17 protein-coding genes are annotated in these 25,049 nt (G+C 68.1%); 8 read left to right on the forward strand and 9 right to left on the reverse strand.

The features are described 5' to 3' along the window. The first annotated feature begins 39 nt into the window (after positions 1-39). The 8 genes from gcvT (at position 40) to CNE_RS17485 (ending at position 9,024) form a co-directional block, all read left to right on the forward strand. Entirely contained in the window at positions 40-1,167 is a 1,128-nt protein-coding gene (gene gcvT, locus CNE_RS17450) for a glycine cleavage system aminomethyltransferase GcvT (protein ID WP_013958367.1), read from the forward strand. Between the two features lie 88 nt (positions 1,168-1,255). Continuing rightward, positions 1,256-1,636, forward strand: a complete 381-nt coding sequence (gene gcvH / locus CNE_RS17455) for a glycine cleavage system protein GcvH (protein ID WP_010812169.1) — start codon at positions 1,256-1,258, stop codon at positions 1,634-1,636. Positions 1,637-1,736: 100 nt separating this feature from the next. Further along, positions 1,737-4,667: an aminomethyl-transferring glycine dehydrogenase gene (gene gcvP / locus CNE_RS17460; RefSeq protein ID WP_013958368.1), complete on the forward strand. Its 2,931-nt coding sequence runs from the start codon at positions 1,737-1,739 to the stop codon at positions 4,665-4,667. Positions 4,668-4,815: 148 nt separating this feature from the next. Beyond that, on the forward strand, positions 4,816-6,192 hold the full coding sequence (locus tag CNE_RS17465; RefSeq protein ID WP_013958369.1) for an L-serine ammonia-lyase: 1,377 nt from the start codon (positions 4,816-4,818) through the stop codon (positions 6,190-6,192). An 80-nt stretch (positions 6,193-6,272) separates the two neighbouring features. Then, positions 6,273-7,010, forward strand: coding sequence for an MBL fold metallo-hydrolase (locus CNE_RS17470; RefSeq protein WP_013958370.1), 738 nt, complete (start codon positions 6,273-6,275; stop codon positions 7,008-7,010). A 27-nt stretch (positions 7,011-7,037) separates the two neighbouring features. Further along, positions 7,038-7,511 carry an OsmC family protein gene (locus CNE_RS17475; RefSeq protein WP_013958371.1) on the forward strand — a complete coding sequence of 158 codons (474 nt, stop codon included), beginning with the start codon at positions 7,038-7,040 and terminating at the stop codon, positions 7,509-7,511. Positions 7,512-7,521: 10 nt separating this feature from the next. Further along, complete coding sequence (locus tag CNE_RS17480; RefSeq protein WP_013958372.1) at positions 7,522-8,385, forward strand: alpha/beta hydrolase; 864 nt, start codon at positions 7,522-7,524, stop codon at positions 8,383-8,385. A 135-nt stretch (positions 8,386-8,520) separates the two neighbouring features. Next, a complete protein-coding gene (locus tag CNE_RS17485) occupies positions 8,521-9,024 on the forward strand; it encodes a YMGG-like glycine zipper-containing protein (protein ID WP_013958373.1) in 504 nt (167 codons plus the stop codon). Between the two features lie 23 nt (positions 9,025-9,047). On the opposite strand, the gene CNE_RS17490 is transcribed toward CNE_RS17485, so the two are convergent. The 9 genes from CNE_RS17490 to CNE_RS17530 form a co-directional block, all read right to left on the reverse strand. Continuing rightward, positions 9,048-10,163, reverse strand: coding sequence for a YbdK family carboxylate-amine ligase (locus tag CNE_RS17490; protein ID WP_013958374.1), 1,116 nt, complete (start codon positions 10,161-10,163; stop codon positions 9,048-9,050). Beyond that, positions 10,163-11,389, reverse strand: a complete 1,227-nt coding sequence (locus CNE_RS17495; protein ID WP_013958375.1) for a cation:proton antiporter — start codon at positions 11,387-11,389, stop codon at positions 10,163-10,165. The genes CNE_RS17490 and CNE_RS17495 overlap by 1 nt, the downstream gene beginning before the upstream one ends. Before the next feature lie 166 nt (positions 11,390-11,555). Beyond that, on the reverse strand, positions 11,556-13,520 hold the full coding sequence (locus CNE_RS17500; RefSeq protein ID WP_013958376.1) for a tetratricopeptide repeat protein: 1,965 nt from the start codon (positions 13,518-13,520) through the stop codon (positions 11,556-11,558). A 165-nt stretch (positions 13,521-13,685) separates the two neighbouring features. Then, the gene (locus tag CNE_RS17505; protein ID WP_013958377.1) at positions 13,686-14,837 is read right to left on the reverse strand and encodes a branched-chain amino acid ABC transporter substrate-binding protein; all 1,152 of its coding nucleotides are present in this window, start codon (positions 14,835-14,837) and stop codon (positions 13,686-13,688) included. A gap of 156 nt (positions 14,838-14,993) precedes the next feature. After that, positions 14,994-18,956, reverse strand: a complete 3,963-nt coding sequence (putA, locus tag CNE_RS17510; protein WP_013958378.1) for a trifunctional transcriptional regulator/proline dehydrogenase/L-glutamate gamma-semialdehyde dehydrogenase — start codon at positions 18,954-18,956, stop codon at positions 14,994-14,996. A gap of 195 nt (positions 18,957-19,151) precedes the next feature. Beyond that, the gene (locus CNE_RS17515) at positions 19,152-21,473 is read right to left on the reverse strand and encodes a primosomal protein N' (RefSeq protein ID WP_013958379.1); all 2,322 of its coding nucleotides are present in this window, start codon (positions 21,471-21,473) and stop codon (positions 19,152-19,154) included. A 524-nt stretch (positions 21,474-21,997) separates the two neighbouring features. Continuing rightward, positions 21,998-23,089: a uroporphyrinogen decarboxylase gene (gene hemE / locus CNE_RS17520; protein ID WP_013958380.1), complete on the reverse strand. Its 1,092-nt coding sequence runs from the start codon at positions 23,087-23,089 to the stop codon at positions 21,998-22,000. Positions 23,090-23,141: 52 nt separating this feature from the next. Beyond that, a complete protein-coding gene (locus CNE_RS17525) occupies positions 23,142-24,092 on the reverse strand; it encodes an alpha/beta hydrolase (RefSeq protein WP_013958381.1) in 951 nt (316 codons plus the stop codon). Between the two features lie 50 nt (positions 24,093-24,142). After that, on the reverse strand, positions 24,143-24,583 hold the full coding sequence (locus tag CNE_RS17530) for a CoA-binding protein (protein WP_013958382.1): 441 nt from the start codon (positions 24,581-24,583) through the stop codon (positions 24,143-24,145). Between the last annotated feature and the right edge of the window lie 466 nt (positions 24,584-25,049).

The raw sequence follows: 25,049 nt of genomic DNA on the forward strand, positions 1-25,049 counted from the left end.
TTTTTGTTTTCGCCAACCGAGATTGCCCCCGAGGATTCCATGACGCTCCAGGCCACGCCCCTCAACGCCATCCACCGCGCCCTCGGCGCCCGCATGGTTGATTTCGGCGGCTGGGACATGCCGGTCAACTACGGCTCCCAGATCGAAGAACACAATGCCGTGCGCACCGACGCCGGCATGTTCGACGTGTCGCACATGTGCGTGGTCGACCTCACCGGCGCCAATACCCGCAGCTTCCTGCGCGGCCTGCTGGCCAACAATGTCGACAAGCTGCAGACCCCGGGCAAGGCGCTCTACTCCTGCATGCTGGATGAGAAAGGCGGCGTGATCGACGACCTGATCGTCTACTTCTTTGCCGAGGACCGCTTCCGCCTGGTCGTCAACGCCAGCACCGCGCTGGGCGACATCGAATGGATCCGCGCGCGCAATGCCGCCACCGGCAGCGATGTGACCATCACGCCGCGCCGTGAAGATGTTGCGCCTGCAGGCGTGCAGCCTCTGGCCATCGTCGCCGTGCAGGGGCCCAACGCCCGCACCACGGTGTGGAGCACCTTCCCCTCGACCCAGCCGTCGGACACGCTCAAGCCCTTCAACGCCGCCGTGGTCCAGGACCCGGCCATCGGCGAGATCATGGTGGCCCGCACCGGCTACACCGGCGAAGACGGCTTCGAGCTGGTGGTGCCGGCCGAAAACGTTGCCGCCGTCTGGGAAAAGCTGAACGCCGCCGGCGTGCGTCCGGCGGGCCTGGGCGCGCGCGACACCCTGCGCCTGGAAGCCGGCATGAACCTGTACGGCCAGGACATGGATATCAACACCTCGCCGCTGGATGCGGGCCTGGCCTGGACGGTGGACCTGCAGAGCGAGCGCGATTTCACCGGCAAGGCAGCACTGGGCGCGGCCGGTTCGCGCCAGCAATTCCTCGGGCTGATCCTGCGTGACAAAGGCGGCGTCCTGCGCGCCCACCAGAAAGTGATCACCCCGGCCGGTGACGGTGAAATCACCAGCGGCACCTTCAGCCCGTCGCTGTCGCAGTCCATCGCCTTTGCCCGCCTGCCGAAGGATGTCGCCGTGGGCGATACCGTGCAGGTGGAGATCCGCGACCGCAAACTCAACGCGACTGTGGTTAAACTGCCGTTTGTGCGTAATGGCAAGGCACTCGTGAGCTGAGGCTCATACCAACGGTCGCCCTCGCCTGCCGGCGCTTGCCGGGCAGGCATCACCCAACAAGAAACAGATCTGTATCCGGAGAACCTCCATGAATTTCCCCGCTGACCTCAAGTACACCGAGTCGCATGAGTGGGTACGCGTCGAAGCCGACGGCACGCTCACCATCGGCATCACCGACCACGCGCAGGACGCGCTGGGCGACATCGTCTTCCTGGAACTGCCCGAAGTGGGCAAGTCGGTCGGTGCCGGCGACGCGCTGGCAGTGGTCGAATCGGTAAAGGCCGCTTCTGACATCTACGCCCCAGTGGCCGGCGAAGTGATCGCCGTCAACGAGGCCGCCACGGCCGCGCCGGAAAGCGTCAATGCCGACGCCTTCGACGCGTGGCTGTTCAAGCTCAAGCCGGCCAACGGCGACGACGTCAACGGCCTGATGTCGGCCGACGCCTACAAGGCCAGCGTCGGCGCCTGACGCCGGCGGCGCCGGTCCAACGATGGACCGGCCACTGCAGACTGACGCGCGCCATCCCGGCTGACCACCGGCCGGCGCGCACCCCACGAGGTTCTTGCCAATGAACGCCCCGCTTCCCATGAACGCCGCCCAAGTAACCCGGCCCACGCTGGCCGAACTGGAGGCGCGCGACGCCTTCGCCGCCCGCCATATCGGCCCCGATACTCCCGAACAGCAGCACATGCTGAAGGTGCTCGGCTATGACAGCCGCGCCGCGCTGATCGACGCCGTCATCCCCGCCGCCATCCGCCGCCGCGACGGCATGCCGATGGGCGAGTTCACCGAGCCGCTGAGCGAGGAAGCCGCGCTGGCAAAGCTGCGCGGCCTGGCAGGCAGGAACAAGGTGCTGAAGAGCTTTATCGGCCAGGGCTACTACAACACCGTCACGCCCGGCGTCATCCTGCGCAATATCTTCGAGAACCCGGCCTGGTACACCGCCTACACGCCTTACCAGCCGGAAATCTCGCAGGGCCGCCTGGAAGCGATGCTGAACTTCCAGCAGATGGTCACCGACCTGACCGGCCTGGACATCGCCAATGCGTCGATGCTGGATGAAGGCACTGCCGCGGCCGAAGCCATGACGCTGCTGCAGCGCGTGAACAAGCACGACTCGAACACCTTCTACGTGGCCGACGACGTGCTGCCGCAGACGCTGGAAGTGGTACGCACGCGCGCGCTGCCGATGGGCATCGAGGTCAAGGTCGGCCCCGCCGCCGAGGCCGCCGCGGCCAACGCCTTCGGCGTGCTGCTGCAGTACCCGGGCGTGAACGGCGACGTCAACGACTACGGCGCCATCGCCGATGCCGTGCACGCCGCCGGCGGCCTGGTGGTGGCTGCCGCCGACCTGCTGGCGCTGACGCTGATCGCCGCACCCGGCGAATGGGGTGCCGACGTGGCCGTGGGCAACTCGCAGCGCTTCGGCGTGCCGCTGGGCTTCGGCGGCCCGCACGCCGGCTATATGGCGGTGAAGGACGCCTTCAAGCGCTCGATGCCGGGCCGCCTGGTGGGCGTGACCATCGATGCGCAGGGCAACAAGGCCTATCGCCTGGCCCTGCAGACGCGCGAGCAGCATATCCGCCGCGAGAAGGCCACCTCGAACATCTGTACCGCGCAGGTGCTGCTGGCCGTGATGGCCTCGATGTATGCCGTCTACCACGGCCCGCAGGGCCTGAAGCGCATCGCGCAGCGCGTGCACCGCCTGACCGCGACGCTGGCCGCCGGCCTGCAGGCGCTGGGCTTCGCGCGCACCAACGCCAGCTTCTTTGACACGCTGACGCTGGAAACCGGCTTCAACACCGATGCGATCCATGCCGCGGCCACCGCGCGCGGCATCAACCTGCGCCATATCAGCGCCACGCGCGTCGGCATCTCGCTGGACGAGACCGCCAGCCGCGCCGACGTGGTCGCGCTGTGGGAAGTGTTCACGCAAGGCAAGCCGCTGCCCGCCGAACTGGACTTCGACAAGCTCGAGGCCGTCGCGCAGGACGCCTTCCCGGCGGCACTGGCACGCGCCAGCGAATACCTGACCCACCCGGTCTTCAACACGCACCACGCCGAGCACGAGATGCTGCGCTACCTGCGCATGCTGGCCGACAAGGACCTGGCGCTGGACCGCACCATGATCCCGCTGGGCTCGTGCACGATGAAGCTGAACGCCACCAGCGAGATGATCCCGGTGACGTGGCCCGAGTTCAGCCAGATCCACCCGTTCGCGCCTCTGGACCAGACCGTGGGCTACCGCGAGATGATCGACCAGCTCGAGGCCATGCTGTGTGCCGCCACCGGCTACGCCGCGGTCAGCCTGCAGCCCAACGCCGGCTCGCAGGGCGAGTACGCGGGCCTGCTGATCATCCACGCCTACCACGCCAGCCGCGGCGAGAGCCATCGCGACATCTGCCTGATCCCGTCGTCGGCGCACGGCACCAACCCGGCGTCGGCGCAGATGGCCGGCATGAAGGTGGTGGTGGTGGCCTGCGATGAGGACGGCAACGTCGACCTGCAGGACCTGGCGAAGAAGGCCGAGCAGCACAGCAAGAACCTGGCGGCTATCATGATCACCTACCCGTCGACGCACGGCGTGTTCGAGCAGGGCGTGCAGCAGATCTGCGAGATCGTGCACCAGCACGGCGGCCAGGTTTATGTCGACGGCGCCAACATGAACGCGATGGTCGGCACCGCCGCGCCGGGCCAGTTCGGCGGCGACGTCTCCCACCTGAACCTGCACAAGACTTTTTGCATCCCGCACGGCGGCGGCGGCCCGGGCGTGGGCCCGGTCGCGGTCGGTGCGCACCTGGCGGACTTCCTGCCCAACCAGGACAGCGTCGGCTACCGCCGTGACGACCGCGGCATCGGCGGCGTGTCGGCGGCGCCGTTCGGCTCGGCCAGCATCCTGCCGATCTCGTGGATGTATATCGCAATGATGGGTTCGGCCGGCCTCACCGCCGCCACCGAGAACGCAATCCTGGCGGCCAACTACGTGGCCAAGCGCCTGGCGCCGTACTACCCGGTGCTGTACACCGGCCAGCACGACCTGGTCGCGCACGAGTGCATCCTGGACCTGCGCCCGCTGCAGAAGGACACCGGCATCAGCAATGAAGACGTGGCCAAGCGCCTTATGGACTACGGCTTCCACGCCCCGACCATGAGCTTCCCGGTGCCGGGCACGCTGATGATCGAGCCGACCGAGAGCGAGGCACTGCACGAGCTGGACCGCTTTATCGACGCGATGATCGCGATCCGCCAGGAAATCGGCCGCGTTGCCGACGGCACCTTCGACCGCGACGACAACCCGCTCAAGCACGCGCCGCACACCGCCGCGGTCGTGACCGCCGACGAGTGGACCCACAAGTACACGCGCGAGGAAGCCGCGTACCCGGTGGCATCGCTGCGCACGCAGAAGTACTGGCCCCCGGTCGGCCGTGCCGACAACGTGTACGGCGACCGCAACCTGTTCTGCGCCTGCGTGCCGGTCAGCGACTACGTGGTCGACTGAGCTTCGGACGGGCCGCCCGCGGCACTGGGCGCCCGCCAAAGCGCTATGCTCGATATGAAGGGCGCCGCGCCGTGCGGCGCCCGTTCTGAGCGAAGGCTGCAAAACGACAAGAGCCCTGCGCGGGCCATCGACATTCTGGAGACTTCCCGTGGCAGTCAGCGTTTTCGATCTGTTCAAGGTGGGTATCGGCCCGTCGAGCTCGCATACCGTGGGCCCGATGCGCGCGGCCCTGATGTTTGCGCAGGGGCTTGAGCGCGATGGCCTGCTGCCGCAGGTGGCCAGCGTGCGCGTGGAGTTGTACGGTTCGCTTGGCGCCACCGGCAAGGGCCACGGCACCGACAAGGGCGTGATCCTCGGCCTGATGGGCGAGGCGCCCGACACCATCGACCCCGATACGATCGACACGCGCCTGGCCGCGCTGCGCGCGAGCCGCGAGCTGTCCTTGCTGGGCAAGCATATCGTGCCCTTCGTCGAGAAGGAGCACATCGCCTTCTACCGGCGCGAGGCCATGGCCGAGCATCCCAACGGCATGAAGTTCCATGCCTTCGACGCCAGCGGTGCATCGCTGCGCGAGGCGCGCTACCTGTCGGTCGGCGGCGGCTTCGTCGTGACCGCGGGCGCACCCAATACACAGGTGCTCAATGCCGCGCAGCAGCTGCCGCACCCGTTCCGCAGCGGCAAGGACATGCTCGAGATGGCCAGCGCCAGCGGCAAGAGCATCGCGCGGCTGATGATGGAGAACGAGCTGACCTGGCGCAGCGAGGCGGAAGTCACCAGCGGCCTGCTGCATATCTGGGACGTGATGCAGGCGTGCGTCGCGCGCGGCTGCCGCACCGACGGCGAGCTGCCGGGGCCGTTCAGGGTCAAGCGCCGTGCGCCCGAGCTGTTCCGCAGCCTGACCGAGCGCGCCGAGCGCACGCTGTCGGACCCGCTCTCGGTGATGGACTGGGTCAACCTGTACGCCATTGCCGTCAATGAAGAGAACGCCGCCGGCGGGCGCGTGGTCACGGCACCTACCAACGGCGCGGCCGGCATCATCCCCGCGGTGCTGCACTACTACGACCGCTTCGTGCCGGGCGCCAACAAGCAAGGCGTGGTCGACTTCCTGCTGACCGCGGGTGCGATCGGGCTGCTGTACAAGCTCAATGCGTCGATCTCCGGCGCCGAGGTCGGCTGCCAGGGCGAAGTCGGCGTGGCCTGCTCGATGGCCGCCGGCGCGCTGGCGGCGGTACAGGGCGGCAGCCCGGCGCAGGTCGAGAACGCTGCCGAGATCGGCATGGAGCACAATCTCGGCCTTACCTGCGACCCCGTTGGCGGACTGGTGCAGATCCCATGCATCGAGCGCAACGCGATGGCCTCGGTCAAGGCGGTCAATGCGGCACGCATGGCGCTGCGCGGCGACGGCACCCACTATGTCTCGCTCGATTCGGTCATCAAGACCATGCGCGAGACCGGGGCCGACATGAAGACGAAGTACAAGGAGACGGCGCGGGGTGGGTTGGCGGTGAATATCGTGGAGTGCTGACAACCCCTGCTGCTAGTGCCCAACGGCATGGCGCGGCGTATCATGGCGGCGTTCCCCGATGGCAAAAGAAGAGGACCGCCATGCAGACCTTCCACCAGTTGTTCGACGAAACCTCGTCCACCTTCACCTACCTGCTGATCGATGCCGCCACGGGGGACGCGCTGCTGATCGACCCGGTCGACCACCAGCTCGAACGCGACATGGCGCTGCTGCAAGACACCGGCGCGCACCTCGCGTGGGTCGTCGAGACCCACGCCCATGCCGACCACATCACCTCGGCAGGCCACCTTGCGCTGCAGACCGGCGCGCACACGGCGGCGCCGTCCGGCTGCGATATCAAGCCCGCCCAGAAGCAGCTGATCGACGGCGACACTGTCGCCTTCGGCAAGCAGGTGCTGCGCGCCATCCATACGCCGGGGCATACCGCCGGCAGCATGAGCTACCTGTGGGAAGAGCCTACGCCCGACGGCATCGTACGCCGCGTCTTCACCGGTGATGCCCTGCTGATCGACGGCTGCGGCCGCACCGACTTCCAGTCGGGCGACGCCGGCACGCTCTACGACAGCCTGACCAGAAAGCTGTTTGCGCTGCCCGACGACACGCAGGTCTACCCGGCCCACGACTACAAGGGCCGCACCTCGTCCACCATCGGCCAGGAGCGCGCCCACAACAGCCGCGTCGCCGGCCGCACGCGCGAAGAGTTCATCGAGATGATGCGCAACCTGAACCTGCCGCGCCCGAAACTGATCGATGTCGCCGTGCCGGCCAACCAGCGCCTGGGCCTGCGCGACGGCGAAAGCGTACCGCACGGCGCCTGAGGTTTTCCTAACGCTAGGAGTCTTTGCATGTCCACATACACCGCAGAGGTCCTGTGGCAACGCGACGGGCAGGATTTCGCCGGCAACCGCTACAGCCGCAGGCATGTGCTGCGCTTTGACGGCGGCGCGGAAGTCCCGGGATCGTCGTCGCCCCATGTGGTGCCATTGCCGATGTCGGATGCGAGCGCGGTCGATCCCGAGGAGATGTTGATCGCCTCGCTGTCCAGCTGCCACATGCTGTGGTTCCTGTCGCTGGCGGCGAAGCAGCGCTTCGTCGTCGACCGCTACCTCGATGCGGCCACTGGTGTGATGGCAAGGAACGCCGACGGGCAGATGGCGATGACCGTGGTAACGCTGCGCCCGCAGGTGACGTTTGGCGGCGAGCGCGAGCCCACGCGTGAAGAGCTCGATGCCCTGCACCACGCCGCGCATGACGCCTGCTTTATCGCCAACTCGGTCAGGACCGAGGTGCGCTGCGAACCGGTGTTCGCCGGCGCCTGAGCGCGTTGCCATGCCTGCCATCGTCCCGGCACCGGCGCCAGCGCGGCTGGTGTCGCCGCGGACTGGATCGGTCCGCCGCGGGGTGCTGCGCTGGCTCGGCGCGGGGCTAGTCCTGCTTGCCGGAATCAGCATGCTGCAGGATCACTTCCTCTACTTCCCGGACAAGGCGTCGGTCGATGACATGGTCTCGCCCGGGCTGCGCGCCTGGCCGGGGCCGCAGGACTTTCGCGGACTGGTCGCGGAGCCGGCCGGCCCGGCGCGCGCCACCGCCATGGTCTTTCATGGCAATGCCGGGCACGCCGGGCATCGCGACTACTACGCCAGCGCGCTGACGAAGCTGGGCCTTCGCGTGATCCTGGCCGAGTACCCGGCCTACGGCCCTCGCACCGGCACGCTGGGTGAGCGCAGCTTCGTGGCAGACGCGGAACAATCCATCGCGCTGGCCCGGCGCCAGTTCGGCGGCCCGCTGCTGCTGATCGGCGAGTCGCTGGGCGCGGGCGTGGCCGCAGCGGCCGCGGCGCGCCAGCGCGAGAGCGTCGCCGGCGTGCTGCTGATCACGCCGTGGGACAAGCTTGCGCATATAGCCTCGCATCACTATCCCTGGCTACCGGCCGGCTGGGTGCTGCGCGACCGCTATGACAGCGCGGCCAGCCTGGAAGGCTTCGGCCGCCCGGTGATGGTCGCGGTCGCGGAACGCGACACCATCGTACCGGCACGCTTCGGCCAGGCGCTCTATGCGTCGCTGGGCGAACCCCGGCGGCTGGCGGTGATCGGCGGCGCCGGGCATAACGACTGGACCGGGCATGTCGACACGGCCTGGTGGCAGGAAGCGGTCGCATTCCTGCTGTCCCCGCCACCCACCACAAACAAATAACATCAGGCCGTCAAAACGCTGATTTGACATACCCCTGCGGGCCGCAAATACTGGCCTTCACAGAACGGCTCGCCACTTGCGCACCGGTCGGTGCATCCAGCGCCGCGTAGCCGACACCCGTGGGGGAAGATCATCATGAAGCAATGCCCGCATCGCAAGCTGTACCGTGGCCTCGGCGTACTGGCGGCGGCCATCGCGCTGACCCCGACGCTGATCCCGGCCCAGGCCATGGCGCAGAACAAGCCTATGGCCTATCCGGCCAAGGGCCAGAGCCAGCAACAGCAGGCCAGCGACGACGGCGCCTGCTACAGCTGGGCCAAGCAGCAGACCGGCGTGGATCCGGCACAGGCCGCCAACGCCCCACCGCCGGCCCAGGCACAGAGCGGCCAGCGGGTACGGGGTGCCGCGGGCGGCGCCGCGGCGGGTGCTGTGGTGGGCGCGATGGCAGGCGATGCCGGCAAGGGTGCGGCGGTCGGCGCTGCAGCGGGTACGGTGGGGGGCGGCGTGGCGCACCGGCAGTCGCGCCGCCAGGCGAACGCGGCCAACCAGCAGGCGGCGGCCAATACCAGCCAGGCGATGGGCTCGTACTACCAGGCTTGGGGCGCCTGCATGCAGGGGCGCGGCTACAGCGTCAAATAAGACAGGGGCAGCCCGGCGCAGGCTCAGGCAGCCCACCGGTCACACGCCTTGCGCACCGTTTCACGCTGGCTGCGCGCATCGGCATCGACCTGGCGCAGCCACTCGGCATCGCCGTCGCGGCGCTCGGCCAGCGCGCGGATATTGGCGAGCGCCTCCAGCGAGCCGAGTGCCTCGGCGTGCGGCACCAGCGCGTCGCAGATCGACAGGATATGGTCGGCGATCGGCATGCGCGTCAGTTCGTTGGGATGCACGTACTCCCCCTCCAGCCCGAAACGGCAGGCCTGGAAGCGGTTGAAGGTGTACACCAGGTAATCGTCTTCCTGCGGCATGAAGGGACGCGACAGCAGCAGGTAGCGCGCCAGCATCTGGATATAGGCGGCGATATCGCAGGCGCGCTGCACCGTCAGCGGCGTGTCCATCACGCGGACCTCGATGGTGCCGAACTCCGGCTTGGGCCGGATATCCCAGTAGAAGTCCTTCATGCTCTCGATCACGCCGGTATTGCGCATCTTCTCGAAATACGCGGTGAAGGCGTCCCATGTCAGCAGGAACGGCGCACGCCCGCTCATCGGGAAGGCCGCGACTGAATTCAGCCGCGCCGAGGCAAAGCCGGTATCCACGCCCTGCACATAGGGCGAGGATGCCGCCAGCGCCACAAAGTGCGGCACATAGCGGCCGATGGCGTGCAGCAGGAACAGCGATTCGTCGGCGCTGGGGCAGCCGATATGCACATGCTGGCCGAACACGGTGAACTGCTTGGCCAGGTAGCCGTACAGCTCGGAGATGTACTGGTAGCGCGGCGAATCCGAGATGGTACGGTCGGCCCACTGCTGGAACGGGTGGGTGCCGCCGCCGGCAATGCCCAGGTTCAGCGAGCGCGAGGCCGCCACCATCAGGTCGCGCATCACGGTCAGTTCTTCCAGCGCCTGCTGGTAGCTGTGGCAGATCCCCGTGCTGATCTCGATCATGGACGGGCTGATCTCCGGCTTGATGTCGCCGGCATGCTCGGCGCCCTTGAGCGCGCGCAGCAGGTCGGGCGCGAATGGCGCCAGGTCATAGTCATGCCGGTTGACGAGCTGCAGTTCCAGCTCCACGCCGAAAGTCAGCGCTTCTGAGTGCTTGAACGGTTCGAGCGACATCAGCGCCCTCCTCCATTGGCCCGGATGTCGACGCGGACTTCGCCTGCGTAGCGCAGCGCCCAGGCCGCGATCACCGGACCGAAAAGTTGTTCGATGGCCAGCGCGCACAGGATGATGGCCGCCAGTGGCTGGCCGGTACCGGGGTAGAGGCGCGCCACGTCATGCATCAGCAGGAATGCCAGGCCCGACATCGGCGCCAGCGCCAGCCCCAGGGCCATGCACTGGCGCAGGCTCAGGCCCGAGAACGAGCCCAGCGACACCACTCCCGCCAGCTTGGCCACATGGCGCAGCACCACCAGCGCGATAGCGTAGACGCCGCCCACGGCCCAGTCCTGTGCCGTCAGCGGCAAGCCCAGCGACACCACCATGACGATGATCAGCAGGCTGCCCGCGCTGCCGAAATGCGGCGGCCATACATGCGGCTGGTTGTCCTGGTGCTTGAACACGACACCGGCCAGCATCAGCGTCAGCGGCATCGACAATTTTAGTACCCGGGTCAGCGCCAGCGTGAACAGAACCAGGCCCACCAGCACCAGGAAGCTGTAGTGATCGTCGGCCGACATGCGGTCATAGATGGCATGGCCCAGCTTGCCCACCACCCATGCCAGCAGGCACGAGCCCACCAGCAGGTACAGCGGATGCAGCAGCGCCGCGCCCAGGTTGCCGTATTCCGAATGCAGCCAGCCGGTGGCGACCTGCACGATGGCGGCGGCGTAGATGCTGTTGAGCGCAGCCATCGCCATCAGGCGCTCAGTGACCTGGCCGTCGGCGCGCAACTCATTCTTGAGCTGCAGCACGATGGTGGGCGAGGTGCTGACCGCGATGCCGCCGGCCAGGATCGCCACACCGGGCGAGGCGCCAATCCATTGCAGCACCGCCGCCACCAGGCCCCAGGTCAGCAGGCTTTCAAAGGCACTGGTCAGCAGCAGCCAGCGGTTGGCGCGCAGCCAGGTCAGCGAGAGGCGATGCCCGAGTTCGAACAAGGCCAGCGCCAGCGCCATATCGATCAGGATACGGGTCTGGTTGATCATGTTCTCGTCGACGATGCTGCGCCCCAGCATGCCGGCGCAAAGCCCCGCCGCGGCATACCCGACGATGCGCGGGCAGCGCAGCCAGCGCCGGCTCAGCTCACCGGCCAGGCCGGCGCCGACCAGCGCCAGCCCGACCCAGAACAGGCCGCCGGGCGCGAGCGGGAGGCTTGGAAAAAGTTGGCTCAGTCCATTCATGGCGACATGGTAATGTAAGCACTTCACAATCCATGTCAGTGATTGTCCGACACCGCACAAAACACGCGCACAACTTCTGTCATCTGCATGTAAAAAACGCCATCTACAGATGGCGTTTTTTACATCCCTTACATAGTCAGACCGTTCGCGGGTCCGGAGCGTCGTTTCAGACGCCCCAGACTTTCCACATCGGCCGGGTTGCCTTCAGCGCGGCTTCCACCTGTGCGTATAAAGTGCGCGTCGAGCCCTGCGCGGCACTGCGGGCACGGGCCTTCTCGAAATACCCCAGCGCGGTTTCACGCTGGTCCAGGCCAAGCGCCGACTGCACGGCACGCAGGTACACCTCGGCATCCCAGTCGTCACGCACGGCGAAGGCGGCGACAAAGTCGGCCAGCGCGGCATCGTGGCGCCGCGCTGCGTTGTGGACCAGTCCGCGCTGCACGCGCGGGCCGGCCTGGTCCAGCGGATCGCCCTCGGTCAGCGCCACGGCCTGCTCGAACAGCGGCAGCGCGCGCTCGGGCTCGCCCACGTCGCGCCAGACCTGGCCGAAGCGGTTGTACAGCCAGGCGTCCTCCACCAGCAGCGCGCGGCGCTGCTGGGCCTCGATCTCGGCCAGGGCATCGGTGCGGTCGTGCTCGTCCATGCCGGCCACCTGCGCCTGCAGCAGCGCGGCAAAGTGCGCGCGCGCATGCGCCATCGGGTGCGCGGCCTCGCTGCGGGCTTCCACCGGCAGCGCATCCAGTCGGGCATCCATATGCATCATCGCGGCGCGCGCGGCCTCGGTCGGCTCGGCGCCGCCCATGGCTTTCCAGGCCGCGATCATGCGGCTGAAGGCCCAGGTCACGTCGGCCGGATTGCGCTCCAGCGGGTAGCGGTTGAGCACCTCGCCGGCCAGCTCGGCCACCTTCTGGTGCTGGCCCGCGTCGGCGTGGCAGTCGAGCAGGTCGATCCAGTGGTCGATGAACTCGCTGGCGGCCATGCCCTGCTGGTGCAGCGCGATGCGCTCGTCCACGTGCGCGGCGTCGGCCGGCAGGCTGCGCGACAACAGCCGGCACAGCAGCGAATAGACATGCGGGTCGGCATTGCCGCCGTGCCCCGCGGCATCGCCCTGGCCGGTGGCGAAGTACTGGTCGAAGCGCGCCACGCCGGCACGGCCGGCCTGCACCAGCACCGGCCGCAGCGCGGCCTCGGCGGCCGGCACCTCGTCGATGAACTCGCCCAGCGCCATGGCGGCGCGGTAGTAGCCAGCACCGTCGTCGGACTGGTCAGTCAGCGTGAAGCGCAGCCACGGCTCGCGATCGGCCGGCTGGGTGCTGTCGGCGCGCTGCGCCAGTTGGTGGCGCCAGGCCAGTTCGCGTACCTGGCTCTGCGGGTCGGGTACCTGGCGCAGGTAGACCGCCAGGTCGTCCAGTGCCCCCTGGACGTCGCCCACGCCGTGGCGCAGCGGTGCACGCAGGCGGCGCGCCTCGGGGTGGTCAGGGTGCTCGGCCAGCACACGGGCGGCCTGGTCGGCGGCCACGGTGTCACCGGCGGCGGGATCGAGCTCCAGCAGATGCGGGTTGTCCAGCGCCACGCGGCCCAGGCAGACGCGCATCAGCGGCTCCACCGGCACGCCGGCGGCCTCGGCCCGGGCGATGTAGTCCGTCACCAGCGGTGCGATGTCGTCGGCGCCCAGGTCGGGATTGCGGACCATCAGGTCATGCCAGTAACGCGCCGCGGCGGCCATGTCGCCCATGCGCAGGGCAGCCAGGCCGGCGTGGAAATGCGCGGCCCATTCGCCCGTCAGCAGGCCGCTGCGTTGCGCGGCCTCATGCAGCCACGGGAGCGCCTCGGCATCGCGGCCCAGGCTCATCAGCATGGCGCCGTAGCGGTGCGCGATCACCCCGCGCGAGGCCCAGCGGTGCGGCGGCTGCAGCGGCTGCGTGTCCAGCCGCGCCAGCGCCTCGTCCAGCACCGCCAGCGCGGCGTTGGCGTCACCGTTGTCAAAGTGCAGCCGCGCCCGCAGCGTGACGAAATCAACCACCTCGGGGCGGGCCTGCGACAGCTGGTCGGCAATCTGCAGGGCTTCGGTGAAGCGCCCCTGGTTGGCTAGCCCGATGGCGTGGTCGTAGCTGGCTTCCTGCTCGGACACGTACTGCTCCTATGGATTGAAAAAATGTGCGAGTGCGGGATTATGCGCCAACGGGGGAGATACGGAATTGTTTGGGGGCTTGGCGCCGTGGCGCCATCCCCCCCAAAAGGAAAAACGCCACCCAAAAGGCGGCGTCCCCCATAACCAGCAACAACAGCCAGCAGCTTACTTCCCGCCAACCGTCTCCAGCACCGTCCACTTGCCACCCACCACCTTATAGACAGTGATACCACCATCCTTCAGGTCGCCACGCGCGTCATACGCCAGCATCTTGGTGGTCACGCCCTGCATATTGGTAGCGGCCAGCACCGGCAGGTAACGCACCGGATCGGTCGACCCGGCCTTGACCATGGCGGACATCATCGCGGTGGCGCCGTCATAGGCGTACGGCGAGTAGGTCTGCACCTTCGAGCCGAAGCGCTTCTCGTACTTCTTCTCATACGTGGAGCCGCCAGGCATCTGGTCCAGCGGCAGGCCGGCCAGCGACACCACGGTGCCTTCTGCAGCCGGGCCGGCGAGCTTCAGGAAGTTGTCGGTCTTGGACATTTCGCCCGACACCAGCGGGGCCTTCATGCCCAGTTCCTTGACCTGCTTGGCCATCGGCGCGGACTGGGTCTCGGCGCCACCGTAGAAGATGATGTCCGGGTTGCTGCGCTTGATGTTGGTCAGCACGGCCTTGAAGTCCACCGCCTTGTCGTTGGTGAACTCGCGGCGCACGATCTTGCCGCCGGCGGCCTTGGCGGCCTTCTCGAACTCGTCGGCCAAGCCCTGGCCGTAGGCGGTGCGGTCATCGACGATAGCGATGTTCTTCGCGCCCAGCTTCTTCACCACGAAGGCGCCGATCACCGAACCCTGCTGGGTGTCGGAGGTCATCATGCGGAAGGTGGTCTTGAAGCCCTGCTTGGTGTATTCCGGCGCGGTCGCCATGGCGATCTGCGGGATGCCGGCGCGGTTATAGACCATCGACGCCGGGATGGTGGTGCCCGAGTTGAAGTGGCCGAGCATGCCCTGGATGCCGTTATCCACCAGCTTCTGCGCCACCACCGAACCGGTCTTCGGGTCGGCCTGGTCGTCTTCGGAGACCAGCACGAACTTGACTTCCTTGCCGCCGATCTTGGGCTTGGTGGCGTTCATGTCCTCGATCGCGAGGACGATGCCGTTCTGCATGTCCTTGCCGTACTGCGCCTGGCCGCCAGTCATCGGGCCGGCAAAGCCCAGCTTGATTTCCTGGGCCTGCGCGAACGCGGCCGAGGCGGCGGTCAGGCCAGCCAGGGTCAGGGCAACGGTCATTGCCGTCTTGTGGAATGTCGAGTTCATCAGATCTCCTTGGGTCCCAAATGGTGCCGATGTGGTGCCGTTGCCGGCAGTTATATTGGCGCGGCCTGGCAGTGCCGCGCCTTGCTTCCTGTGCGCAACGGGGCGGGATCGCCGCCACCGCTGCGCGCTTCGACATGACGACGTCCGAGGGTTGCCTCAGCCGATCGTCATCAAACTGGCATTGCCGCCCGCGGCCGCGGTGTTGACCGAGAGCGAGCGCTCGATCAGCAAACGGTCGAGCGCGATATTCGGTTCACCTTGCGCCAGGCCCTGCACGCCGATGATCGGACCGGGGCGCACTGCCACCTGTTCGCACACCGTGCGCAGCTGGTCGGAGTCGCCGTGGTGCAGCACCGCATCGATAGCGATGTCCGCCGCGGTCCAGTCGGCCACCATGCGGACGCGCGATTGTACGCCCTTAGGCAGGCGCGCAAACAGCCCCCGGCTGACAGGGTTTTCCGGCCATACGACGTCGGCGCCGACGGTCAGCACGGCGCCCAGCTGCAGGGCCAGGTCGGCCTCTTGCGTGGCCAGGCACAGCACGCGCTCGCGCGGCAGCAGGGTGTAGGTGTTGCGCTCGCCGGTGGGGCCGGGCAGCGTCACGGTCAGGCCCGAGGGCGATGCCGCGGCCAGGCGCTCGCAGGCGGCGGCTACCACCGGCAGCTCGGCCGCGGCCCAGGCCTGGAAGGCCGCTGCGGCCTCGTCGCGCAGCGTGGCCGCCTCGCCGCCGCCTGCTTCCGACGCGCGCACGCTGCGTACCACCGCATCCTGCGGGCAGACCGACAGCAGGCGGTGCAGGTACAGCGGGCCGCCCGCCTTGGGGCCGGTGCCCGACAGGCCTTCGCCGCCAAAGGGCTGCACGCCCACCACGGCACCGACGATATTGCGGTTGACATACAGGTTGCCCACATGGGCACGGCTGACGATGTGCGAGATGGTCTCGTCGATGCGGGTATGGATGCCCAGCGTCAGGCCGTAGCCGGTGGCATTGATCTGGCTGACCATGGTGTCCAGCGCCGCGCGCGGGAAGCGCACCACGTGCAGCACCGGGCCGAACACCTCGCGCTTGAGTTCCTCGATGCTGTCCAGTTCAATCAGCGTCGGCGGCACGAAGGTGCCGTTGCGGCAGCTGGCGCCCTGCGCGGCGTTGGGGTCGGCCTGGTGGACACGGCGGCCCTTGGCGCGCATGGCGTCGACATGGCGCACGATATTGCCGCGCGCTTCTTCGTCGATCACCGGGCCGACGTCGGTCGACAGCCGGTCCGGGTTGGCCATGTTCAGTTCCTGCATGGCGCCCTTGAGCATTTCCAGCACGCGGTCGGCCACGTCTTCCTGCAGGCACAGCACGCGCAGTGCCGAGCAGCGCTGGCCGGCCGAATCGAAAGCGGAGCTGAGGACATCGCCCACCACCTGTTCAGCCAGCGCCGACGAGTCGACGATCATCGCGTTCTGCCCGCCGGTCTCCGCGATCAGCGGGATCGGGCGGCCGGCGGCGTCCAGGCGGCCGGCGACGTTGCGTTGCAGGATGCGCGCGACTTCGGTCGAGCCGGTGAACATCACACCCTTGACGCGGGCATCGCCCACCAGCGCGGCGCCCACGGTCTCGCCGCGGCCCGGCAGCAGCTGCACCGCGCCGGCCGGCACGCCGGCTTCGCGCAGCAGGCGCACCGCGGCGGCGGCGATCAGCGGGGTCTGCTCAGCGGGCTTGGCCAGCACCGGGTTGCCGGCGGCCAGCGCCGCGGCCACCTGGCCGGTAAAGATCGCCAGCGGGAAATTCCACGGGCTGATGCAGACCACCGGGCCCAACGGGCGGTGGGTCTCATTGTCGAAGCTGCGGCGCACCTCGGCAGCGTAGTAGCGCAGGAAGTCCACGGCTTCGCGCACTTCGGCGATGGCATTGGAGAAGGTCTTGCCGGCCTCACGCATGATGATGCCCATCAGCGACTGCATCTGGGCTTCCATCAGATCGGCGGCGCGTTCCAGCGCGGCCGCGCGCACGTCCGGCGGCGTCGCCTGCCAGATCGGCGCGGCATTGACGGCGGCCTGCAGCGCGGCGTCGACGTCGGCCTGGCTGGCCTCGGTGACATGGCCGACCACGTCGCGGTGGTCCGCCGGGTTCAGCACCGGCGCGGTGATGGCGTCGGCAGCGCGCGGCACCTCGGCGCCCAGCAGCGGCTCGGCCACGGCGCGTTCGCTGGTGCCGGCGAGCAGCGCCGACGACAGCGAGGCCAGCCGGTGCTCATTCGCGAGATCGATGCCGGCCGAGTTGGGACGGCTCTTGCCGTACAGCGTGCGCGGCGACGGGATGCGCGGGTGCGGCAGGCCCAGCACGCCTTCGTCGCGGTGCATCGCCTCGACCACGGCGACCGGGTCGGCCACCAGCTCGTCCAGCGAGATGGTGTCGTCGGCGATGCGGTTCACGAACGAGGTATTGGCGCCGTTTTCCAGCAGGCGGCGCACCAGGTACGCCAGCAGCGTCTCATGCGTGCCGACCGGCGCGTAGATGCGGCACGGGCGGTTGAACTTGCCGTCCGCGGTGGCGCCAACCACCTGGTCGTACAGCGGCTCGCCCATGCCGTGCAGGCACTGGAACTCATACTGGCCGGGGTAGTAGCTATGGCCGGCGATCTGGTAGATGGCCGACAGCGTATGCGCATTGTGCGTGGCGAACTGCGGGTAGATCGCGTCCGGCACCGACAGCAGCTTGCGCGCGCAGGCGATGTACGACACGTCGGTGTAGACCTTGCGCGTGTAGACCGGGTATCCCTCCAGGCCGTCGACCTGGCCGCGCTTGATCTCGCTGTCCCAGTACGCGCCCTTAACCAGGCGGATCATCAGGCGGTGGCGGCTGCGGCGGGCCAGGTCGATCAGGTAGTCGATCACGAACGGGCAGCGCTTCTGGTAGCCCTGCACCACGAAGCCGATGCCGTTCCAGCCGGCCAGCTCGGGCTCGAAGCACAGGCGTTCCAGCAGGTCCAGCGAGATCTCGAGGCGGTCTGCTTCCTCGGCGTCGATATTGATGCCGATGTCGTACTGGCGCGCCAGCAGCGTCAGCGACTTCAGGCGCTCGTACAGCTCGCCCACCACGCGCTCATGCTGCGCGCGGCTGTAGCGCGGGTGCAGCGCCGACAGCTTGATCGAGATGCCCGGGCCTTCATAGATGCCGCGCCCGCGCGAGGCCTGGCCGATGGCGTGGATGGCCTGCTCGTAAGAGGCCAGGTAGCGCTGCGCGTCGGCCTCGGTCATGGCGGCCTCGCCCAGCATGTCGTAGGAGTAGCGGAAGCCTTCGGCCTCGTACTTGCGCGCGTTGGCCAGCGCCTCGGAGATGGTCTCGCCGGTGACGAACTGCTCGCCCATCAGGCGCATGGCCATGTCCACGCCCTTACGGATCAGCGGCTCGCCGCCCTTGCCGATGATGCGCGTGAGCGCCTTGGTCAGGCCCGATTCGGTATGGGTGGCGACCAGCTTGCCGGTCAGCAGCAGGCCCCAGGTGGCGGCGTTGACGAACAGCGACGGGCTCTGGCCCAGGTGCGACTGCCAGTTGGCGCCGCTGATCTTGTCGCGGATCAGCGCGTCGCGGGTGGCCTTGTCGGGAATGCGCAGCAGGGCCTCGGCCAGGCACATCAGCGCCACGCCTTCCTGCGACGACAGCGAGAATTCCTGGATCAGGCCCTGCACCAGGCCCTCGCGACCGGTGCCGACCTTCTGCTCGCGCAGCCGCGTGGCCAGGGTCTTGGCCATCTTGATGGCGGCCTCGGCTTGCTGCAGCGGCAGGCGGGCCTGCTCCAGCAGCACCGGCACGCAATCAGTTTCCGGACGACGATAGGCAGAGGTAATGGCGGCACGCAGCACCGATTGCGGCTGGATGCTTTGGGCGAACTCCAGGAACGGCTGCGGCGCATCGCCATGGACCAGCTCGGCTCCGTCGGCGCCATCCGCGTCGGCGCTACCGGCGGCGCCGGTCTCGTGCGGCAGGTGGCCGCGCTCGATCTGCTCGAGGTAGGTGAAGATGGCCTGCTTGATCAGCCAGTGCGGCGTGCGGTCGATGGATTGGGCAACGCGCTTGAGGCGGTCGCGCGAGGCGTCGTCGAGCTTGACGCCGAGAGTGGTGGTGGCCATGCGGGCAATTCTCCGAAAGACTGGAGCCGCCGCCGGTGCTACCTCGTCCATGCCGGCAGGCACGGGCGCGCGACCGGCCGCAGCCTGTGAGCTGGCGCGATCTTACTCCCGAAAATCATCAAGGTGCAACCTAGTGCAACCCTATCGAAAACCCTAATGCCAGGGTTGCACCTTTTCTTTGCCACGCTGGCCGACTCAGATCCGCAACGGATCGATCTCAAGCTGCCAGCGCACCCCTTTTGCCTCCGTCCCTACATCTGCGAAAGTCTGTACCCACTCAGCCACAAAGCGTTGCAGCACAGGCCGCGAGGTGGCCTCCACCAGCATCTGCGCACGTTCCCGGTTGAAGATGCGCACCATCGACATCGGCACTGGGTCGTGCAGTTGCACCTCGGCTGCCAGCGCGCAGGTTTCGGCATGCCGGCGCGCCACTTCCAGGAACTGCAGCGCCCGTTCCAGCTGGCCGTGCTCGGCGGTCACCAACACCTGGTAGCAGAACGGGGGCAACCCGGCCTGGCGCCGCTCGCGCAACTGGCTGGCCGCGAATCCATCATAGTCGTGGCGCGTCAGCGCCTGCAATGCCGGGGTGTCCGGGTAGCGCGTCTGGATCAGCACCTCGCCCGGCAGGCCGGCCCGCCCTGCCCGCCCGGCCACCTGCATCAGCGAGGCGAACAGGTGCTCGGCGGCGCGGAAGTCGTGGCTGAACATGGCCGCGTCCGGATGGACGATGCCGACCAGGGTCACGCGCTGGAAGTCGTGCCCCTTGGCCACCATCTGCGTGCCCACCAGGATGTCGACTTCGCCGGCATGGACTTCGTCGAACATGGCCTGCGCGCTGCCCTTGCGGCGCGTGGAATCTGCGTCGATGCGGGCGATGCGGGCCTGCGGGAAGCGCGCCGCCAATGCCTCTTCGATACGCTGCGTACCGCGCCCCAGCGGCGCGATGTCGACATTGCCGCAGTCCGGGCAGTGATGCGGCACCGGCGCCTCCAGGCCACAGTGGTGGCAGCGCAGGCGCCGCTCTGGGCGGTGCAGCACCAGGTACGCCGAGCAGCGCGGGCAGCCCGACAGCCAGCCGCAGCTGTCGCAGGCAATCACCGGCGCGTAGCCGCGGCGGTTCAGGAACAGCAGGCTCTGCTCGCCGCGCGCCAGGCGCGCGTCGATGGCTTCCAGCAGCGGCACCGACAAGCCTTCGAACAGCGTGCGCTGGCGCTGGCGCTCGTGGTTCAGGTCGACCAGGCGCACCGTCGGCAGGGTCGCTTCGGCCTGGGCGCGCTCGCGCAGCACCAGCTTGCGGTAAGTGCCCTGCCCGGCCCGCCACCAGGTCTCCATCGACGGCGTGGCCGAACCCAGCACCACGGCAATGCCGCGCTGCTTGGCGCGCCACACCGCCAGGTCGCGCGCGGAGTAGCGCAGCCCTTCCTGCTGCTTGTAGGAGGTGTCGTGTTCCTCGTCGACCACGATCAGCGCCAGCGCCGGCAGCGACGCCATCACCGCCATGCGCGTGCCCAGCACGATGCGGGCCTCGCCGCGGTGGGCGGCCAGCCACTGCAGGCTGCGCTCCTGGTCGGCCAGGCCGCTGTGCAGCACCGCCAGCGGCAGGTGCGGGAAGCGCGCCGCGATGCGAGCCTGCAACTGCGGGGTCAGGTTGATTTCGGGCACCAGCATCAGCACCTGGGCCTGGGTGTCGCGTTCGAGCACCGCCTGCATCGCATGCAGGTAGACCTCGGTCTTGCCGCTGCCGGTCACCCCGTGCAGCAGGAACGGCGCAAAGCCTTCGGCCTCGGCAATGGCCTGCACCGCGGCGCGCTGCTCGTCATGCAGCGGCGGCGCGGCCGATGGCGGCTGGGCGGGGCCGGCCGGCAGCAGGGTGCGCGCGGTGCGGCTGGCGTCGACCCAGCCGGCGGCCTGCCATTCGGCCAGCCGCGCCGGTGCCGCTGCGCACAGCACGCGGGCGTCGGCCAGCGTCAGCGGCTCGGCCGCGGCGGCGCGCTCGGCCAGCGCCTGCGCCAGGGCGCGCACGCTGCGTGCGCGTGGCGGCACGGCAGCCAGCAAGGCCTCTGCATGCCCAGGCAACAGGCGGTATTCGTCGGTGCGGGCACGCTGGGCCAGGCCTGACCAGCTCTCGGCCTCACGCAAGGCCGGCGGCAAGGCCGGCAGCATCACTTCGCCCAGGCGGCGCTGGTAGTAGCGCGCGGCAAAGGCGGCCAGCTCGATCCAGTCGGGCTGCAGCGGCGCCATCCAGTCCAGGCGCTGCGCCACCGGGCGCAGCCGGTCGGCGGGCACATCGGAGTGGTTGGCGTACGCCACCGCCACGCCGACCATGCTGCGGCGGCCGAACGGCACCACCACCAGGTCACCCGGGGCGACCTCGGGCGTGGCGAGATAGTCGAAGCAGTCGTCGGCGGGGGTGTCCAGCGCGACCCGGATGACCGGCTGGGCGGCGGCGGACGGCATCACGGCGCCCTCCGCCGTGCTGCCCTCGACCAGTGGGAGCGCGCCGCTAATTGGCGCCATGGGGCCCTTCCTGGTGCACCGCCTTTGCGCAACCTTTGTGCAACGGGCGGCAGGCGTAATGAGGGTGTAAATCTAGTGTGCGGCGCAACATCAACTTAAAGTAAAACTTCAAATGTGGCCCTAAGTCGATGATAGATGACTGGTTTTCCACTTATTCCACCGCCCCTGTGGATAACTTTGTTGAAAAGTCGCACTGGCTGACCGGAAAGCCCCGAGAAACAAGGGATCCACCGGCATCGGACCTTCCTTTGCAATTCTTCCAAAGCCTTAAAAATCAAAGGCTTGCAAACATCCCCCGGATAGGTTAGGGAATAACCCTGTTCCGCACTGCGGCAAACCTATCGGTGTGCATAAGTCAAGTGCCGCCAGTCAAGTCCGAGCACCTTTTTGGCGAATGCTGGCGAAAAAGTTAACTTGACAGGGTCTGGCGGCGCGGCTCCCGCAGCACTGGGTACGCTGGCGCGCCGGCGCGCTGCAGCGCGGGGCGCCGCAGCAGCAGCCAGGCCTACCGCATCCTGTCACCGTCACTTCTGCTCAGCGCGCAGCTTGCGGCTGTGGCGATGCACTTCATCCACCAGCACCGAGACGTTCTCCGGCGGCGTGAACTGCGAAATGCCGTGGCCCAGGTTGAATACGTGACCATCACTGCCCCCGGCGGCAGCATAGCTGTCCAGCACGCCGCGCACCTGCTCGCGGATCGCGGCCTCGGGGGCGAACAGCACGGTCGGGTCGATATTGCCCTGCAGCGCCACGCGCCCCCCGGTGCGCCGGCGCGCTTCGGCCAGGTTGACGGTCCAGTCCAGCCCGATCGCGTCGGCGCCGGTGTCAGCCAGCGCCTCGAGCCACAGGCCGCCGCCCTTGGTAAAGACGATCGCGGGCACCTGCTGCCCATCGTGTTCGCGCTTCAGGCCGGCCAGCACCCGGCGCATATAGGCCAGCGAAAACGTCTGGTACATGCCATCGGCGAGCGCCCCGCCCCAGGTGTCGAAAATCATCACGGCCTGTGCGCCGGCTTCGATCTGGGCATTCAGGTATGCCGTCACCGCCTGAGCGTTGATCTCGAGAATGCGGTGCATCAGGTCCGGGCGGCCGTACATCATCGCCTTGACCGTGCGGAAGTCGTCCGAGCCGCCACCTTCAACCATGTAGCACGCCAGCGTCCAGGGGCTGCCGGAAAAGCCGATCAGCGGCACGCGCTGGCGGCCGTCCTGGACCAGTGCGCGGCGGATCTCGCTCACCGCGTCAAAGACGTACTGCAGCGACGCCATGTCCGGCACCGCCAGTTTCTGCACGTCGGCTTCGGTGCGCAGCGGATGCGCAAAGCGCGGGCCCTCGCCCTGCGCGAACGACAGGCCCAGGCCCATCGCGTCGGGCACGGTCAGGATGTCGGAAAAGAGAATCGCCGCGTCCAGCGGATAGCGGTCCAGCGGCTGCAGTGTCACTTCCGTGGCGTAGGCCGGGTTCTTGGCCAGCCCGAGAAAGCTGCCGGCGCGGGCCCGCGTGGCGTTGTACTCGGGCAGGTAGCGGCCCGCCTGGCGCATCAGCCATAGCGGCGTGTATTCGGTCGGCTGGCGGCGCAGCGCGCGCAGGAAGGTATCGTTCTGCAGTGCGGTCATGGTCATCCTCGTAAGACCGCCATTCTAAGGGATGGCTGCGGGCGGATGCCGCTCAGACGTCGTCGATCATCCCGGCGAAGGCCGCTGCGGCACGCCGCATCCATTCGCGCGCGCGTTCGGCATCGGGCTGCAGCCGCGCGAAGCCGTGGGTCATGCCGCCGGCCTCGATGGTAATCACCGGGGCGTCGTGGCGCACCAGGAAGTCGGCATAGGCCAGGCCGTCGTCGCGCAGCACATCATGCGCGGCCACCATCAGCACGGTGGCAGGCGGGCGCACCGGCGGCGCGGCCATCAGGTACACACGGGGGTCGGGATGGGCGGCGCCCTGCGCCAGGGCCTTGCCGCCGATGAAATGGGCCCAGAACCAGGCCATCTCGTCACGCGTCAGGCCAGGACCGTCGGCAAAAGCGCGGTAGCTTTCGGTGCTGAGCACCGGCGCCGTCACGGGATAGATCAGCAGCTGCGCATCGACCCGCGCCGCGCCGCCGCTGTTGAGTTGCTGCGCTGCCTGCGCCGCCAGGTGGCCGCCGGCGCTGTCACCCGCCACGGCCACGAAGTCGGTCGCCAGCCCGAGTGCCTGGCGTTGACCGGTGAACCACTGCACGGCCTCGACAGCATCGTCGCAGGGAGCAGGGAACGCGTGCTCGGGGGCGAGGCGGTAGTCGACGCTGGCCACCGCGCAGCCCGTGTCGGCCGCCAGCAAGGCGGCAACCGTATGGTGCGTCTGCGCCGAGCCGATCACCCAGCCGCCACCGTGGAAGTAGACCACCAGCCGCGGCGCGGTCTTGCCGGCCGGGCGGAACAGCCTGGCGCCCAGCGTGCGGCCAGCGAGCGCAAGCTCCAGGTCCTGCACCGTGATGCCTGGCGGATCCGGCAACAGCGACGCCGCCGCAATCTCGGCGAAACGGGCCCGCTGCGCGGGAATGTCGGCCGGCGCGGGCGCATTGGCGTAACGCTCCGCCAGGCGGCGGTAATAGGCAAGCAGTTGCGGATCGATGGCCATGGTTGGCGGCTGAAGGGAAAGCGGAACGTAGAAGCGGTGCCTGACGGGAATCAGTCCAGCCCGAGCTGGTGCGTCAGCTCGACCTTGCTGCAGCAATCCTGCACCGCCAGCAGGCCGGCATCGGAAGCGCGGCGCACTGCCTGGTCGTTGACGATGCCCAACTGCAGCCAGACACCCTGTGCGCCAACGGCGATGGCCTCATCGACCACGCCGGGCGTTTCCTCGGCACGGCGGAAGATGTCCACCCACGCGATGGGGCTGCCTGCTGCCGCGGCAGCGTCGGCGGCTTCGCGCAGCGTGGCGTGGCAGGTCTCGCCCAGAATGCGTTCGCCGGCATGACGCGGATTGACCGGCACGATCCGGAAGCCGTGGTCCTGCAGGAATTCCGCAACCTCATGGCTGGGACGCTCCGGGCGGTCGGACAGGCCGACCACGGCCACGGTCTTCATCGCCAGCATGGCTTGTATGGCTTGCTGCATCTCAGGGCGCATCGCGTCTCCGGGTGGACAAGGGCGGGCCCGCGGACATGCAAAAACGCAACGCGAAGGCCTCAGGCGTCCTGAATCGTAACCGGAATTGTCACGCAGAGATTGGTGGGGGAGCGAACACGTAAATCGCGTCATTAAAGATAATGCAACGGCACCTTTCTGCGGTTAACGTGACGTGAACGCGTGAAAATATGCCGAACACGCCAGATCCCGGCACCTCTGGCTTTCAACTTCTTGCAAAACGATACATTTTGTTACTGCCATGCCGGGGAGTTTCCCCCACAATGCATTGACACACCCGCTGTCCGCGGCGTGTGGCGCCCCAGTGAATAAGGCTGTTCAGACTTAAAGGGGCGTGGTGAAGAAAGCCTTTTTGAAGCAGTAACCGATTTTCCGATCCAGCAGATCGCCGCTGGACCGGAGCACCAGGTAGACCGTTGCAGCGCGTGGCCTTTGCGGCCTCTGGTCG

Source organism: Cupriavidus necator N-1 (assembly GCF_000219215.1).
Lineage (GTDB): Bacteria > Pseudomonadota > Gammaproteobacteria > Burkholderiales > Burkholderiaceae > Cupriavidus > Cupriavidus necator.